Origin of the sequence: Nitrospirillum goiasense, assembly GCF_034427435.1 — a bacterium.
Taxonomy (GTDB): Bacteria; Pseudomonadota; Alphaproteobacteria; order Azospirillales; family Azospirillaceae; genus Nitrospirillum.
The window spans coordinates 774,192-789,302 of record NZ_JAXQNP010000003.1; the positions used below are offsets into that span (position 1 = coordinate 774,192).

Genomic DNA, 15,111 nt, shown 5'->3' on the forward strand with positions numbered 1-15,111 from the left:
CCCGGAAGGACTCCGTGGGGCGGTGGCGCGCCGCCCCACGGATGAACTATCCTCATCCGAAAATGGATGAGCCGCCGCCATGCCCTACCACCTGCCGCCACTGAGCACCCTGCGCCCCTTCGAGGCCGCGGGTCGTCATCTCAGCTTCAAGCAGGCGGCGGCGGAATTGAACCTGACGCCCAGCGCCGTCAGCCATGCGCTGCAGACGTTGGAGGATTGGCTGGGCACGCCGCTGTTCACGCGCGGGCACCGCAGCCTGGCCCTGACGCCGGCAGGTGCGGCCTATCTGCCCGAGGTGCGCGGCATGCTGGAGCGGCTGGCCGTGGCCACGGCCGCCTTGCCGGGCCGCGCGCCCAGCGGCCGGTTGGCGGTGAGCGTGGCGCCCACGTTCGGCCTGCGCTGGCTGGTGCCACGCCTGCCCCGCTTCCGCGACCGGCATCCAGGGATCACCCTGACCCTGGACACAAGCCAACGCCCGGCCGACCTGCCGCGCGACGGCGTGGACGTGGCCATCCGCATGCGCCAGGACGACTGGCGCCCCGATGAGGGTGTCGGCCTGCACGCCACCTGCCTGGTGCGGGAAGCCTTGGTACCGGTTTGCGCCCCCGCCCTGGCAGCGCGCGTGACCGCCCCGGCCGACCTGGGGTCTCTGCCCCTGCTGCACGTCGACAGCGTGACGGAGGAGTGGTCCGCCTGGGCGGCGCTGGCCGGGGTGGAGCCCAGCACACTGACCCAGGGCACCCTGACCCAGGGCGCCCGGTTCGACACCGTGCATATGGCGCTGGAGGCGGCGGCGGGCGGCCTGGGCGTGGCCATGGGCCGCCTGCCCCTGGCGGACACCGACTTGGCCACCGGCCGCCTGGTGGCCGTGCTGGGCCCGCCCAGGCCCATCCGCACAGGTTACTGGCTGATCACGGGCCGGGCCGACCGCAACCGGCCGGAGGTTGCGGCCTTCCGCGCCTGGATCAAGGAAGAACTGGCGGCGCTGATAGCTGGTCAGGTGCCGGTGTAGACGGCGGGACGCCGCTCAATCCACGCGCCGAGCCCTTCCGTCAGGTCGTGGCCGGGCACCAGGGCGGCGAAGGCCGCGCTTTCCACCGCCAGCCCTTCGGCGATGGACACGTTCACGCCCCGCGTCACCGCGGCCAGGATGCCGGCCACGGCACCGGGCGCGTGGCGAATGATGCGCTGCGCCAGGTCCCGGGCGGCGGGCATCAACTGGTCATGCGGCACCACGCGGTTCACCAGCCCCATGTCCAGCGCCCGCTGCGGTGTGAAGCTGTCGCCGGTCAGCAGAAACTCCAACGCCCGCTTGCGTCCCGCCAGGCGGGGAAGGCGTTGCGTTCCGCCGAAGGTGGGCGGCATGGCCAGCTTGATCTCCGGCTTGGCGAACAGCGCGCGGTCGCTGGCCACGGCAAGCGGGGCGGCCTCCGTGATCTCGCACCCTCCGCCATAGGCCAGGCCGTTGACGGCAACAATGATGGGCTTGGGGTAGGCCTCGATGCGGCTGGTCAGCGTCTGGCCCCGGCGCACGAAGTCGCGCACCGCCGCCGTGGCCCCCCGGCGGACGCTGGCCGCGAATTCGGGGATATCGCCGCCAGCGGAAAAGGCGCGATCGCCGGCCCCGGTCAGGATGACGGCGCGCATCCTGGGGTCATCCTCCATCGCCTCCAACGCCGCCAGCAGGGCGTCCACCAGGGCGTAATTCAGGGCATTAAGCTTCTCGGGCCGATTCAGGGTCAGGGTGGCGATGCCGTGGTCATCAACGGCGCTGAGCAGGACGGGCGTGGTCATGGGACACCTCGTTGGGAAGGAGGCTCCACTGTTCCCAGGTCTCCACCATCCGGACAAACGGGCCTTTCTCACCCTCAGGTGAAGGATTTTCATCCAACGCGGCCGGGACCGCCTGCGCCTGGACACCCTGTCAACCGGGGCTGCCGTCCGCATACTCCACCCGGTTACGTCCCTGGTGTTTGGCGCGATAGAGCGCCTGGTCCGCCCGCTTGATGATCTCCGCCAGGGGCGGAACGGCGCTGCCAGGTCCGACGCTGATGACACCAAAGCTGCAGGTGACGGTCAGGCTGACGCCGAAGGCATCGACGTGCACGCCCGGCACCTGCCCCTCCGCCTCCGGGTCATCATGGGGGGCCGCAGGGACACCGTCACCCAGGGGGATGGGCGTCTGGCGAATGGCGTCATGGAGGCGGTTCAGCACATCGGCGCAATCGTTCCGCCCCAACCCGGGCAGCAGGATCAGGAATTCCTCGCCACCATAACGGCCGACAGCGTCGTAGCTGCGCACGGCGGCCGACAGCCGGCGCGCCACCTCGACCAACACGGCATCACCCGCCGGATGGCCGTGGGTGTCATTGATGCGCTTGAAATGATCGACGTCCGCCAGCACCACCGTCAGCGCGCCATCATCCCGCCGGCGCGCCAATTCCAGTTCCAGCAGGTCCAGGATGGCGCGACGGTTCCACAGGCGGGTCAGGCTGTCGTACATGGCCAGTTGGCGCAATTGCTCGCGCGAGGCCTCCAACTCCCGCGTCCGCGCCTCCACCAGGATTTCCAGGGTGCGCCGCCGTTCCAGGTCGGCATGGCTGCGCCAGCGATAGATCGCGACGCCCACCGCGACAATGCAGAGGGCGGCGCCGGCGAAGAACAGTCTGGTTTGCCACCACGGGGGCCGGATGGTGAAGGGCACCAGGACGGACGGCGCCATGGCCTGCAACGCCGTGTTGCGGGCGACGATCTCCAGCTCATAGGCACCGGGCGGCAGCGCCGAATAGCGGATTTCCTCCGTGGCGGTGACGTTCCAGTTCCCTTCCAGGCCATTCAGGCGATAGCGATAAATTTGCGCCCCGCGGCTGCGGAAGCTGGGGGTGGTCAAGTGGAAGGTCAGCGGGGAGGTATCCCACGGCAACTCGAAATTGCCATCCAGCGGCAGGTCGACGCCATTACGCTCGATGCCGGTCACCCGGGTCACCAGCGCCGGGCGATTGAACAGCAGATCCGGCCGGGTGATGTGGGTCAGGCCCTTGCTGGTGCCCACCCACAGGGTACCGTCGGCGTCCTCCATCAAGGCGCTCTGGTTGCAGTCGTTCCATGCCAGGCCGCTGTCGTGGCTGAACTGGCGCAGGGCCCCGGCGTTCCACACCAGAACACCGCTGTCCGTGGACAGCCATATCCATCCCCGCCTGTCCTCGACCACGCCCAACACCTGGCGATCCCCCACCAGATCGTTCGTGATGTCGCCCACCGGCTGCAGGACGGTGCCGACCGCGTCCGGCGCGGTGCCTGCCGGTTCCCGCAGATGGGCCAGGCGGACCGTCTCGCCGCCCAGCCACAGGCTGCCATCCCGGGCGCACGCGATGACGTTGAAGCGGGTGCTGGAGGCGACACCGGCGATGGCGGGTGCCGTCCACTTGCCCTCGCCATAGCGCAGGACGCCGGCTTCAGTCGCGAACCACAGCGTGCCGGATGGCGCCTGGCAGCCGCTGGAAATCGAACTGTCCGGGGGAATGGGCAGGGCGACGCCCAGGGGCGTCACCTGCGGATCGGGTCCGTCCGGCCTGTCGACGACGAACAGGCCTTTCTTCCGGGTCATGACCCAAAGTCGCCCCCGGTCATCGACCAGAAGCTGAAAGATCAGGGGCAGATGGCCCACGATGACAGCCGGCGGCGGCTCCGCGCCCTCCTTGGCGGCATCCTGATAAAACAGCAGGCCGGAGAAGGTCCCACCCCAGAGGCGCCCCGACTTGTCGAGCGTCAGGGCGCCCACCTGGTGGTTGCGCACCGGCTGGCCACCCGGCGCCGGGCCCAGACGCGGGGCGCCGTCATCCTCATCGTCCAGTCGGGCGAGGCCGGCGTCGGTGCCGATGACCAGGCCCCCTGCGCTGTCGCGGTGGAAGGACCAAACCGAATCATGAAGCAGCCCCTGGCGCACCGTCCAGTTGGCCCAACTGCGATAGCCAACCCAGTGTGTCAGGCCCAGGCCGCCAGAGCCTATCCAAAGGTCGCCGTCATGATCGACCAGCAACGCGCTGACTTCCCGCGCGGGCAGGCCATTGGCGTCGCTCACCTCTTCCCAATGGGGCTGGGTGTCCCCATCCCCGGACCGCGTCAGGCGTGACAATCCCCGATCGCCAAAGGTGACGATGGCGTGGTCCATGTCCTGCAGCAGCGGCAGGAAGACCCGCACGGTGCTGCGGTTGGACGGTTGCGGCAATTGCGCCGTGAAGCGGGTGGCACCGGGGGCCAGCGCCAGCAACTGGTGGGCGCCACGCGCCCACAGCGTACCGTCGACATCGCGCAGCACGCCGCCCCAGCGATCCTGGGGAACCCCCTGGTCGGGCCCCCATAGCGTCACCGCCCCCTGGCGTATCTCGCACAAGGCCTCCGCGCACCCCAGCCAGATATCACCCCCCCCTTGCTCCCCCACGCCGAAGACCCGAACGCTCTGGATTCGGGTCAGCGCCGGCTGGGCGGCCTTTTGGTCGGCGGTGAAGTAGGGGCGTGCGACCCAACTGGGTCCATCAGCGGCGGAGGCGGACCTTTCCGCCTCCACCACCAGCAATTCCTCCCGTCCCACGACCAGCAGGCGGCTGGCATCAAGCGACGCCAGCTTCTGCCCCTGCCAGACCGGCACGGGACGTCCGTCCCGTGTCACCGGAACGAAGGCGCGGCGGCCATCCCAACGATAAAGCCCCCCCGTGGTGCCGACCCACAGGACACCGGACGGGGTCAAGTGGATGGCACTGACATAGGGTTCTTTCAACCCATCAGCGGGGCCGAAACGCTGGAACTTTCCGCCATCGAAACGATAGAGGCCATTCTCCGTCCCCACCCAGAGGAAACCCAGGGAGTCCTGAGCCAGGGCGGTGATGGACAGGTTGCCCAGACCGTCTTCCTGGGTATAGGAGCGGAAGGCGTATTCCTGGGCGGTCGCCGGGGACCACACGAAGCCCAGGCCCAAAATGAGAAAAAGCAGGACGGCCGCCCAGCGGTGCAGCCTTGGCCCCCCGGCGGTGGTGGCGGTTGCCATGCTCACGATGGTGGCTGGATTCAAAACGATGCCTATGTCTGCCCCCGGCCATCCTCGAGGGTATTCCCCGGATGGCATACACCCCATGATCTGACGGGGTTGGGCGCGACAACGCAAGACCCTTTAGGGGCCTCACTGGCAAAGCGCCCCCATGCCCTGGGGGCGGGGCGGCCCAGGATCAGCCGGCGCCCTGTCAGCCGGCGCCCTTGCTCCGCAGTTCGCCGGGCATGACTTCGAACAGCTCAACCTTGAAGATCAGGGTGGCGCCCGGGGGAATGACCCCATCGCCCGAGCCCTTCTGGCCGTAGCCCATCTCCGCCGGGATGACCATTTCGATCTTGTCGCCGACATGCATGCGGGGGATCACCTCGACCCAACCCTTCACCACCTTTTCCAGCGACATGACCGCCGTCTCATCCCGCTGGTAGGAGCTGTCAAAGACGGTGCCGTCGATCAACCGGCCTTCGTAATGGACGCGGATGCGGTTGCTGGGGCCGGGCTGCTGGCCGACCGCCGGTTCCTTCTTGCGCAGGAAGCGATAGGCCACGCCATTGGTGGACATTTCCACGCCCGGCTGCTTGGCGTAATCAAGGATGAACTGGTGCTGGGCGTCGACCTGACCACCGATGGCGGAGCGGGCGTTCAACGGCACCTGCGCCTGGGCAGTCCCGGCGGCGGCCCCGGCCAGGAACGGAAGGGCCAGCGTCGCCGCCAGCAGGGTGGAGTACATAAAGCTATGCCCGCGCATCAAACCGCTCCTGCGAAACCGGCCGCCCCGCCAGCCCCGCGATAGGGAGGCGTCAGGCGTATGGGCGCCGGTGTTTATACCCTGGACCGTGGCTTGCCCCCACCACGCGGGAATAAGGATTACGGCTTGGGCGCGTCACCGCGCAAGCCTTCCGGCACGGGCGCGTCGATTGGGCCAAAATTCATCATGGTGTAGCCCTTGGGCAGCTCGAACAGGCCACCGTCCTGGCGCCCGCGCTTCAGGTTGGCAAGGTCCAGCCGGATGCTGACCGGACCGTCCCCGTCATTGGCCGTGCCCTCGACCCGCATGTAAATGCCATCGGCGGTGGACCAGACCTGGCCCTCGAAACCGCCCCCCTGCTCATAGGTGCCGACGACACGGTAACGTACCACCGCCTCGCCCCCCAATGTCTCCCGCCCCAAGGCCTCGGCGTCCAGCTGGGACAGGCGCGTCAGGTCGGGCGCGGCCTCTGGGTCCTGGGGCGACAGGGGGGCCGCCATGTGCGACTCCGGTTGCAGCACGAACGCCGCGTCGCGATCGGGCCGCAGGATCAGGATGGTGCTGAGCCCGCCTTCCGTCATCTCCCGCCGTTCCCGCCCCTGGTCCCGGAAGACGCGAAGGTCCTGGCGCACGCCATTGACCGTCAAGGTCTCCGCCGCTTGATAGTCGCCACCCAACCGGGGAAGCCCCCCGGCCGGCAAGTCGCCCGCCGGCCGCGAGGGGGCCGGCTTGCCAGGTGCTGTATTTGAGCCAGGCGCCTTGGCCGCCGGGGCCGCCTGCGAAAACGCCGGCGACGGCAGCGCCAGGGGCACCAGCGCCAGGAGGGTGGCAGGCAGGAGAGCCGGGAGGAGTGGACGTCGCATGGGCGGAATGCCCTTTCCGGTATGACGGGTTTGGACGGCGACCCTAGATCAGATCGTCCGGCGGCGGAATTGCCTTTCAGCATGGTCGGGCTCGCGCGGCCCCTCCGGCGGGGGGCCAAGCCGGTGCCCAGCCGCCCCTTGCCCCACCCCGGCGTCCGGGTTATGCCCAGGGCATCATCCGGGCTAGGTGGGCGCGCATCCCTTGAACATCCTGATCATCGCCGCCGGATCGCATGGGGACGTCCTGCCCTTCGTCGCCCTGGGACGGGAATTGCAACGGCGCGGACACGCGCCGCACCTCTATGCCGCCGCGGTGTTCGAGACCGTGGCGCGTGAAGCGGGCCTGCGTTTCACGGCGCTGGGCACGGCGGAATTTTACAACGCGCTGCTGCGCCATCCCAACCTGAACCGCCCGTTGCGATCACTGCGCGTCATGGCGCAGGCCATGGAACAGACGGGAGAAGCGGCCTGGCCCCTGCTGGATGACGCCGTCATACCCGGGGAAACGCTGGTGGTCGGCAGCACGCTGGCCTTCGTCACCCGGTCGCTGGCGGAACGGCACGGCGTTCCGTCCGTCACGATTCACCTGGCCCCCGCCGCCCTGCGCAGCGAAAACACCCTGCCCGGTCCCGCGAACGGGGCCGCCCTTCCGCCCTGGCTGAAGCGCCTCTTCTGGCGCCTGGTCGACGCCCTGGTGGTGGCGCCCACTTTGGGCGCGGTGCTGAACCGCCACCGGCGCGCCATTGGCCTGGCGCCGGTGCGCCGGCCCATGGGGGCGTGGCTGAACCAGTCGGACCGGGTGATCGGGCTGTTTCCCGACTGGTTCGCGCCGCGCCAGCCGGACTGGCCGCCAAATCTGGCCTTGACCGGCTTCCCCCTTTACGACGGCCTGCCGGGGGCGGAACTGTCCACGGAGCTGACGGACTTCCTGGCGGCGGGGCCGGCGCCCGTGGCTTTCACGTCCGGCACCGCCACGGCGCGGGCACTGGATTTCTTCACCACATCGGTCGCGGCCTGCCATCTGTCCGGCCACAGGGCCATCCTACTGACCCGCCATGCCGACCAGGTGCCGGCCCCCTTGCCAGCCGGTGTGATCCGGGTGGACTACGCCCCCTTCAGCCGGCTGCTGCCCCACTGCGCCGCCTTCGTCCACCATGGCGGCATCGGCACCACCAGCCAGGCCCTGGCGGCGGGCGTGCCGCAACTGATCCGCCCCATGGCCCACGACCAGTTCGACAACGCCGCCCGCGCCGTGGCGCTGGGCGTGGCCACGCGGCTATCCACGCGGGACTATCGCCCGGCCGCCGTGGGCGCGGCGCTGACGCGCCTGACGACCGACGGGACCATAACGCGGCGGTGTGCCGAGGTGGCGGCCGGCTTCGGCGCCGGCACCGCCGTGGCGGAGGCTTGCGACCATATCCTGGCCTTGGCCCAGCGGCGCTAGCCGGCTGCCGGCGGCGGTCCATCCAAGATTGCAAGGCGCTCAAGCCTTTGACGGCGGCCCTGGTACGCCTGGCAAAGAGACAAGCTATCCCGGGGCGATGCTTGACAACCGTTTGGGCCCCTTCCAAAGTGCCGCGCGGCGCCGTTCAGAAGGGACGCGCCGGGGAGTGTTTTCATGTTCCCGGAATGGGCAGAATGCCCACCCGGCAGGATTTCCTGACCGGCCACCGGATCGGAGGGGGCACTCTCCCGCGCCCTGTTTCCATCCTCCGCTCAACTTTTGGCTCTTGGGGGTTTGCGTGTCCTTGAATATCCAGGTCCTTGTCGTCGACGACTATGCGACGATGCGGCGCATCATCAGGAACCTGCTCACGCAGATCGGCTTCACCAAGATCGACGAGGCCGCCGACGGCGCCGAGGCCTTGGCCAAGCTGCGTGCGTCCAGCTTTGGCCTGGTCATCTCGGACTGGAACATGGAACCGATGACCGGCCTTCAACTTCTGAAGGAAGTGCGCGCCGACGTCCGCCTGAAGGGCACGCCCTTCATCATGGTGACCGCCGAGTCCAAGACCGAGAACGTGGTCGCCGCCAAGGAAGCCGGCGTCAACAACTACATCGTGAAACCTTTTAACGCCGACACGCTGAAGAAAAAGATCGAGAGCGTCATCGGCGCGTTGGGGTGATGCCTGTGTCGGATTTCTTTTCCGACCTGTCTGACGAGGAATACGCCCGTATCGAGGACGCGCTGCAGTCCACGGCGCGTGGACGTGCTTTTCTGCGCATGCGGGACCGCCGGGGCCGCGTCGTCGCCATTGACGACGTGCGCCGGCTGCTGAAGGAAGCCAAGACGGGGGGCGAGGTCGACAGCTCCGGCGCCCATATCCGCATCCTGCGACGCGAGTTGCAGGAAATGGCGTCGCACATCGCCCAGACCCGGCGTGAGATCGCGGCCTTGAAGCCGGACGATCCCTCCGCCAACCGCATCATGCTGGCGACCGAGGAATTGGACGCCATCCTGCAAGCCACCGAGCATGCCACCACCGAGATCCTGAACGGTGCCGAGCGCATCCAGTCGGTGGCCGACCGCTTGCGCGGCGAGTCGCCGGCGGTGGCCGGAGAGCTGGATAACGAGGTCATGGAGATCATGACCGCATGCAGCTTCCAGGACATCACCGGCCAGCGCATGACCAAGGTCGTGAACACCATGCGCTATATCGAGCGCCGGGTGCACACCATGATCGAGATCTGGGGGCTGGAGAGCGAGGCCGCCGAGGCCATCATGGACGACCCGCAGGATGTCCGGCCGGATTCGCACCTGATGCACGGACCGGCCCTGCGCGGCGGCATCGACCAAAACATGGTCGATGCGCTCATGGATGGCGGGTTCGCGCCCGTGGCGCCGGCCCCTCCCCCACCGCCGGCCCCTGTCGCGGCCCCCGCCCCGGTGCCGCCACCGCCGCCTCCCCCGCCACCGCCGCCCAAGCCCGCGAAAGCGCCGGAACCGCCCAGCAGTGACGGCAAGCTGAGCCAGAGCGCGGTGGACGATATGTTCCCGTGATACCGACACCCCCGGACGGCCAATCCGGGGGTTCGTTTTTTCCCCTGCAAAAGCCCCCGTGTGAAAGATCGGGGACGGACGACATAAGCGGGCGACAGCCCCATCGTCCTTTGCCATCCTGTCGGGGAATAATCTGGAGGGTTCGGCCGGCGATCGGTTGGACTGGATTTCCCGAGGCTGGGATGGACAGGCGCGGATGAGGACATCCGGCATCAGCATCGCCCAAGGCGTGATGGACCGCCGCCGCCTTCTGGGCCGCGGCATGGCCTGGGGCGCTGTCGCCATGGCCTCGATGGCCGGCAGCGGGGTGGCACAGCCCGGCGTCATCCGCATCGCCGGCAACCCCGCCTGGTACCCCTACAGCTGGGAGGAGGGCGACCACCTGCGCGGCCTGGGGGTGGAGCGGGCGCAAGCCGCCCTGGGGCATATGGGCCTGCCCATCGCCCCGCTGGCGTTCGGCCGTTGGCAGCGTGCCCTGGCGGCACTGGCCCATGGCCAGGTGGACCTGCTGGTATCCGCCCTGTGGAACGCGGAGCGGACGGATCGCATGCTCTACACCGCGCCCTACGCCAACGACGAGGTCTGCGCCTTCGTCCGCCGCCAGGACCTGGGGGCCTATCGCGGCGTGGACGACCTGATGGGGCGCGTCGGTGTCGCCCCGCTGGGCAGCGCCTACGGCGCCGACATGGACGCGCTGGAGGCGCGCGGCCTGAATTTGGAGCGCAGCGGCACGGTGGAGGGCATGCTGCAGCGCGTCCGCTATGGCCGGGCGGATTTCTGCGTCCTGGTACGCCTCAACGGCCTGCACCTGCTGGACAAGCTGCGATTGGCGGAGGAGCTGACACCCCTGCCCTTCGCCCTGGCGGCGCTTCAGGTCCGCATGCTGATCCGCCGCGACGGCCCCCTCGCTGGTCGTCTGGATGCCCTCAACACCATCATCACCGAGGCCTAGCGGATCGGCCCCCGCCTCGACCGGCCCGGACTGGCCTGGGCCGGAATGTCATGCATACTTGTCCCGGCGGCCACGATACCTGTATTCTATTGGGGCCTGTATTCTACTGGGGCTTGTATTCTCCGGGGGTTAGCCCCGCCCGCCAATGGGAACGCCGAACGGAAGACGCCCATGCCCGGCAAACGTTATTTGATCGAGTTCGTCGTCGCCCTGCTGGCTTACGGCCTGCTGATGGCCCTGTCCCTGGTGGCGCTGAACAACGGCTGGGTCCAAGGGGGTATGCGAACGGTGGTCGCCATCGCCCCCATGGTGGCCTGCGTCGGCATCTGGGGGGCGGTGGTGCGCCATCTGAAGCGCAGCGGGCCCGAGGAAGGCCGGGTGCAGCTGATCGCCATCGGTTTCGCCTTCGCCGGCACGGCCCTGCTCACCTTCACCTACGGCTTCATGGAGTTCGCGGGCTTCCCGCGCCTGTCCATGTTCATGATGTGGCCTCTGATGGTGCTGCTGCTGGTCGTTGGCCAGTTCCTCGGCCGCTGGCTGCAGGGGACGGCGGACCGGGATGAGGCGGAGGGGGATGAGAATGACGATGAGTGAGCCCCCGAGCGGCCACCAAGGGAACCTGTCGTCATGAACAACCGCCTGCGTGAGATGCGTGCCCGGTACGGGTGGACCCAGGCCGACCTGGCCCGCCGGCTGGAGGTGTCGCGCCAGACGGTCAACGCGCTGGAAACCGGGCGTTACGACCCCTCATTGCCCCTGGCCTTCAAGATCGGGCGGCTGTTCGGCCTGCCCATCGAAATGATCTTCCGCGACGACACGGCGTCCTGACAGCCATCGTCCGGGTTTACGCCCTTACGCCAGGGCTTCGGCCACGGCCCGCAGCACGGCCGGGTTGCGGCACATGGTGACGTGGGCGCCGTCCACGGCCACCACGCGGCCGAAGGGTTCGGGCACCCAGCAGCTTTCCCAGGCGACGACGCCGTCATCGCGGCTGTAGATCGCCGTGGTCGGCATGGGCAGGGGCTGCGATAGCCGGCTGGGCTCTAGATCCTCGGCATAGTGCCGCGCCAGCAGGCGGATCAAGGGTTCCAAAGGGGTGGCGGTGGGCAGGCGTACGGGGCTGCCGATGGTGACCACCCGACGCACCTGGCTCGGACGCGCCTGCGCCAGATCCCGGGCCAGAAGGCCGCCCAGGCTGATACCCACCAGATCGATGGGGCCGCCGCTGGCTTCAGATATCTCGTCCAAGCGGTGGCGCAGCCCGGCGCGGGCCGCCGCCGTGGGGCCGACGTTGAAGCCCTGCCGCCACGGGTGGGGGGTGTGGCCGCATCGGGCCAGGAAATGACGCAGGGGCTGGGTGAAGGGATCGGCGGTCAGGAAGGCGGGGATGACCAGGACGGTCCTGTCCCCCGTTGGCTCCGACGGCGGCGGGGCGGGGCGATAGGTCGGCAAGGACCAGAATTCCGCCCATAGGCCGCGAACGGGAGGACGGGGCAGCGCCCCGGACCGATCGAATACGCCCGTCAAATCCAGCATCGTCACCTCGCCCCGAAACGATGGGCGGAGAGGCGGGTGGTTTCAAGCGCTGACGCCCGCCCCTAACCCTAATGACCTGCCCCAAGGGCGCCTGGCGCCAGGACGGACCCGGCATGGGCGGCCAGCGCGTCCGCCAGCGCCGCGACCACACCGGGCCAGTCACCCGGCCGGGCCTGGCGGAACAGGGTGGCGGTGGGATACCAGGGGCTGTCTGTACGCGCGGTCAGCCACCGCCATTCCGCCCCGGTATCCAGCATCAGCCACAGGGGGCGCCCCAGGCCCCCGGCCAGGTGGGCGACGGCCGTGTCCATGCTGATGACGATGTCCACCTGGGCCAGGACGGCGGCGGTGTCGGCGAAGCTGCGCAGGCCATCGGCCATGTCCAGGAAGTCAGCCCGGGTCGCCAGGGGCAGGTCCACCGTCTCCAGGTCCCGGCGCCCATCGTCCGTCTGCACCGAAACCCAGCCCACCCGGCCGGCCAGGCGCGGATCGGTCAGCAGCGGCAGCAGGGGGGCCAGGCGCGGCGACCGGTGACGGTGATAGGGAAACAGCGTCGATCCCGCCCAACTGAGCGCCACACGCACCGGCGGCAGGGTATCCAACACGCCCTGCCAGCGGGCCACGGCGTCGGGCGGCGGCGTCAGGTAAGGGACGGTGTGCCCAGCCCAGCCCAGCTCCGTCGCCGCCAAGGACAAAAGGGCCACGCAATCCGCCTGCATCCAGCGGCAGCCTGGCCGGGGCGGCGGTAGGGGCCGGCCCAACGGGCCCACCTCCTCCACCAGGTTGGACGCGGTGATGAGGTCCAGCAGCGTGTCCATGCCACGGAACACCACGCGCATGCCCGCCGCCCGCAGAAGCGGGGCATAGCGGATGAAGTGCAGCACGTCGCCATGCCCCCGGGTGGCGGTGATGACCAGATGGGCGTTCGGCGTGACCGCGCCATCCCACTCCGGCAGGTCGGGCAGCGCGGGCCCCAGGCCGGGCATGTGGCGCCGCCAGGCGAAATGGGGGGCGCCGCCCGCGATGTCCCCTTGCTGCAACAGGGACATGCCCAGCCCCTGGTGCAGGACGGCGATGTTGGCGTCCCGCGTGGGCGGATGCCGCTCCAGGGCGGCGCGGAAGTCAGCCGCCGCCGCCACGGGGTCGCCTTGCCGCAAGGCGATGAAGCCGCGGTTGGCATGCGCTTCGGCGGAGCCGGGGTCCAGGTCCAGGGCGGTGGCGACATGGGCCGCCGCCTCATCGATGCGGTTGGCGTCGATGAAGGCGGCGGCGGCGGTCACCCGCAGATCGGCCCGCTCCGGCGCCGCCGTCACCGCGCGCAGAATGGGCTCGATCGCCGCGTCGGCGTCGTGGGCCGCCAGCAGGGTGATCGCCAGGTCGCGCCAGGCGTCGATGCCGGGCGCCGACGCAGCCCGCTCACGGGCCACCGCCACGGCGTCGCGGGCCAAGCCGCAGGCGCACAGCGCCCGGGCCAGGTTGCCCTGGACACGGGGACGCTCCACCCCCGGGGCCGTGCCTTGGTCCTGTTCCCGGTCCAGATGCTCCAGCGCCAACCGATAGGCGGCCGCGGCGGCGAAGCTGTCCCCCTGGGCGAAGCGGATGTCGCCCAGGTGCGCCAGCAGGCTGGCACGGGCCCCGATCACCACCAGGGCGTTGTTCACCACCTCGGCCGCGTCGGCCAGCCGGCCCAGATGATACAGGGCGGTGGCGTGGTTGGCGTGGTGGGCCGCGACCTGCGGCGCATGGCGCACCGCCGCCGCGAAATGGCCGATGGCCGCCTCATCCCGGGTTTGCAGGGCCAACACGCCCAGCATGTTCCAGGCGTCGGCATAACTGTCGTCCTCGGCCAGCGCCTCCCGGCACAGGCGTTCCGCCCCACCCAGGTCATCCGCGCGCAGTCGCTGCCGCGCCAGAGCCAGCAGGGCCGCGGCGTCACCCTTCGGCGGCGGTGCCGGCAGCGCCTTGGCGGCGACGGCCAGGCGCGCCCGTATCTCCTCGGCCCACGCGGCATCCGGCGGCGCCAGGGTGAGGGCGCGCCGCCAGCAGGCCGCCGCCTCCTCCAGGCGCTGCAGGTCGGCCAGGACCAGGCCCAGGCTGGCATGCAGGTCCGCCATGGTATCGAAACGTGTCAGGGCTTGGCGGATGTGGGTCTCCGCCTCTTTCAGGCGGCCGGTCTGCGCCAGGACCATGCCCAGAAGGTGCGCGGCATCGCCCCGGCCCGGGTCCCGCGCCAGCACCTGGCGGAAGACCGCCTCGGCGGCGTCATGCCGCCCCGCCTGGTGCAGGCCCACGGCATAGCGCACCAGATCGTCGGCGGGCAGCAGGTCGGTCATCGGCATCGCTTCCTTGAAGGCATGTACGTCTTGCACGGGCTTGGTGCCGCGAGTGGGCGCCGACCATTATGCGTTTGGACGCCTGATCCGGCCAAAGGGCGTTTTGCAACCGCCCGCGCCTGCCCTTATCTTCCCGCTATCCGGCATAGGTGACGAGGGTCGCCGTCCGGACCCAACAGGAGGAAGGCCATGTCTCATTCCCGCGCTCCGTCCCTCATCCGGAAGGCCACCGACACCCCGGCCGCCCCCCAGACGGCGGCCACCGTCGCGGTCGCCTTGGCCGGCGCCCTGGCGCTGGCGTCCTTCGCGGCCCCCGCCCATGCCGCCGACAGCACCGAGAAGTGCTACGGCGTTTCCAAGGCGGGTCAGAACAGCTGCGCCAACGCCGCCGGCACCCATTCCTGCGCCGGGCAGTCGACCAAGAACTATGACGGCCAGGATTGGAAGGCCGTGAAGGCCGGCACCTGCGCCAGCATGGGCGGCAAGACGGAACCGTTCAACGGCACCGGAACACCCAAGGACGGCAAGTAACGAGAACGGCAAGTAAGACGTCGGGCGAACGGCAGGGCTACCCGATGGGCAGCCCTGCCGCCGCCCTTGTTGGGGCATGATCCGCCCATCTTTTCCCCCGCGT

The 15,111-nt window shown here is 69.5% G+C and carries 14 protein-coding genes; 8 read left to right on the plus strand and 6 right to left on the minus strand.

The window, feature by feature from the left end:
- The first annotated feature begins 79 nt into the window (after positions 1-79).
- Entirely contained in the window at positions 80-1,012 is a 933-nt protein-coding gene (gcvA, locus tag ULB03_RS17875; RefSeq protein WP_322484464.1) for a transcriptional regulator GcvA, read from the plus strand.
- On the opposite strand, the gene ULB03_RS17880 is transcribed toward gcvA, so the two are convergent.
- The 4 genes from ULB03_RS17880 to ULB03_RS17895 all read right to left on the minus strand — a co-directional run bounded on the left by ULB03_RS17880 (position 997) and on the right by ULB03_RS17895 (position 6,655).
- Complete coding sequence (locus ULB03_RS17880; protein ID WP_322484465.1) at positions 997-1,794, minus strand: crotonase/enoyl-CoA hydratase family protein; 798 nt, start codon at positions 1,792-1,794, stop codon at positions 997-999. The two genes, gcvA and ULB03_RS17880, sit on opposite strands and share 16 nt — an antisense overlap.
- Before the next feature lie 130 nt (positions 1,795-1,924).
- Positions 1,925-5,044 (minus strand): ligand-binding sensor domain-containing diguanylate cyclase, encoded by a 3,120-nt coding sequence (locus tag ULB03_RS17885; protein WP_322485224.1) that lies wholly within the window; start codon positions 5,042-5,044, stop codon positions 1,925-1,927.
- A gap of 193 nt (positions 5,045-5,237) precedes the next feature.
- On the minus strand, positions 5,238-5,792 hold the full coding sequence (locus tag ULB03_RS17890) for an FKBP-type peptidyl-prolyl cis-trans isomerase (RefSeq protein ID WP_322484466.1): 555 nt from the start codon (positions 5,790-5,792) through the stop codon (positions 5,238-5,240).
- A gap of 119 nt (positions 5,793-5,911) precedes the next feature.
- The gene (locus ULB03_RS17895) at positions 5,912-6,655 is read right to left on the minus strand and encodes a hypothetical protein (RefSeq protein ID WP_322484467.1); all 744 of its coding nucleotides are present in this window, start codon (positions 6,653-6,655) and stop codon (positions 5,912-5,914) included.
- A 202-nt stretch (positions 6,656-6,857) separates the two neighbouring features.
- On the opposite strand from ULB03_RS17895, the gene ULB03_RS17900 reads away from it, so the two are divergent.
- The 6 genes from ULB03_RS17900 (at position 6,858) to ULB03_RS17925 (ending at position 11,436) form a co-directional block, all read left to right on the plus strand.
- Positions 6,858-8,099, plus strand: a complete 1,242-nt coding sequence (locus ULB03_RS17900; RefSeq protein ID WP_322484468.1) for a glycosyltransferase — start codon at positions 6,858-6,860, stop codon at positions 8,097-8,099.
- A gap of 310 nt (positions 8,100-8,409) precedes the next feature.
- Positions 8,410-8,781 (plus strand): chemotaxis response regulator CheY, encoded by a 372-nt coding sequence (locus ULB03_RS17905; protein ID WP_145732648.1) that lies wholly within the window; start codon positions 8,410-8,412, stop codon positions 8,779-8,781.
- Positions 8,781-9,656 carry a protein phosphatase CheZ gene (locus ULB03_RS17910; RefSeq protein WP_322484469.1) on the plus strand — a complete coding sequence of 292 codons (876 nt, stop codon included), beginning with the start codon at positions 8,781-8,783 and terminating at the stop codon, positions 9,654-9,656. The genes ULB03_RS17905 and ULB03_RS17910 overlap by 1 nt, the downstream gene beginning before the upstream one ends.
- Before the next feature lie 196 nt (positions 9,657-9,852).
- Positions 9,853-10,608 (plus strand): substrate-binding periplasmic protein, encoded by a 756-nt coding sequence (locus ULB03_RS17915; protein WP_322484470.1) that lies wholly within the window; start codon positions 9,853-9,855, stop codon positions 10,606-10,608.
- A gap of 171 nt (positions 10,609-10,779) precedes the next feature.
- Positions 10,780-11,202 carry a hypothetical protein gene (locus ULB03_RS17920; RefSeq protein ID WP_322484471.1) on the plus strand — a complete coding sequence of 141 codons (423 nt, stop codon included), beginning with the start codon at positions 10,780-10,782 and terminating at the stop codon, positions 11,200-11,202.
- 33 nt (positions 11,203-11,235) lie between these two features.
- Positions 11,236-11,436, plus strand: a complete 201-nt coding sequence (locus ULB03_RS17925) for a helix-turn-helix transcriptional regulator (RefSeq protein ID WP_322484472.1) — start codon at positions 11,236-11,238, stop codon at positions 11,434-11,436.
- 24 nt (positions 11,437-11,460) lie between these two features.
- Here ULB03_RS17925 and ULB03_RS17930 read toward each other — a convergent pair whose 3' ends face one another.
- Entirely contained in the window at positions 11,461-12,060 is a 600-nt protein-coding gene (locus ULB03_RS17930) for a hypothetical protein (protein ID WP_322484473.1), read from the minus strand.
- A gap of 152 nt (positions 12,061-12,212) precedes the next feature.
- Positions 12,213-14,477: a tetratricopeptide repeat-containing glycosyltransferase family protein gene (locus ULB03_RS17935; protein ID WP_322484474.1), complete on the minus strand. Its 2,265-nt coding sequence runs from the start codon at positions 14,475-14,477 to the stop codon at positions 12,213-12,215.
- Positions 14,478-14,666: 189 nt separating this feature from the next.
- Here ULB03_RS17935 and ULB03_RS17940 point away from each other — a divergent pair, with 189 nt between their 5' ends.
- Entirely contained in the window at positions 14,667-15,008 is a 342-nt protein-coding gene (locus tag ULB03_RS17940) for a BufA1 family periplasmic bufferin-type metallophore (RefSeq protein ID WP_322484475.1), read from the plus strand.
- Positions 15,009-15,111 lie beyond the last annotated feature (103 nt).

What these genes read in the sequence shown, in the direction of transcription:
- ULB03_RS17885 (WP_322485224.1), bottom strand. Translation starts at nt 5,044, where the DNA reads ATGGCAACCGCCACCACCGCCGGGGGGCCAAGGCTGCACCGCTGGGCG.
- ULB03_RS17890 (WP_322484466.1), bottom strand. Translation starts at nt 5,792, where the DNA reads ATGCGCGGGCATAGCTTTATGTACTCCACCCTGCTGGCGGCGACGCTG.
- ULB03_RS17920 (WP_322484471.1), top strand. Translation starts at nt 10,780, where the DNA reads ATGCCCGGCAAACGTTATTTGATCGAGTTCGTCGTCGCCCTGCTGGCT.
- ULB03_RS17915 (WP_322484470.1), top strand. Translation starts at nt 9,853, where the DNA reads ATGAGGACATCCGGCATCAGCATCGCCCAAGGCGTGATGGACCGCCGC.
- ULB03_RS17910 (WP_322484469.1), top strand. Translation starts at nt 8,781, where the DNA reads ATGCCTGTGTCGGATTTCTTTTCCGACCTGTCTGACGAGGAATACGCC.
- ULB03_RS17940 (WP_322484475.1), top strand. Translation starts at nt 14,667, where the DNA reads ATGTCTCATTCCCGCGCTCCGTCCCTCATCCGGAAGGCCACCGACACC.
- ULB03_RS17895 (WP_322484467.1), bottom strand. Translation starts at nt 6,655, where the DNA reads ATGCGACGTCCACTCCTCCCGGCTCTCCTGCCTGCCACCCTCCTGGCG.
- ULB03_RS17925 (WP_322484472.1), top strand. Translation starts at nt 11,236, where the DNA reads ATGAACAACCGCCTGCGTGAGATGCGTGCCCGGTACGGGTGGACCCAG.
- ULB03_RS17935 (WP_322484474.1), bottom strand. Translation starts at nt 14,477, where the DNA reads ATGACCGACCTGCTGCCCGCCGACGATCTGGTGCGCTATGCCGTGGGC.
- gcvA (WP_322484464.1), top strand. Translation starts at nt 80, where the DNA reads ATGCCCTACCACCTGCCGCCACTGAGCACCCTGCGCCCCTTCGAGGCC.
- ULB03_RS17880 (WP_322484465.1), bottom strand. Translation starts at nt 1,794, where the DNA reads ATGACCACGCCCGTCCTGCTCAGCGCCGTTGATGACCACGGCATCGCC.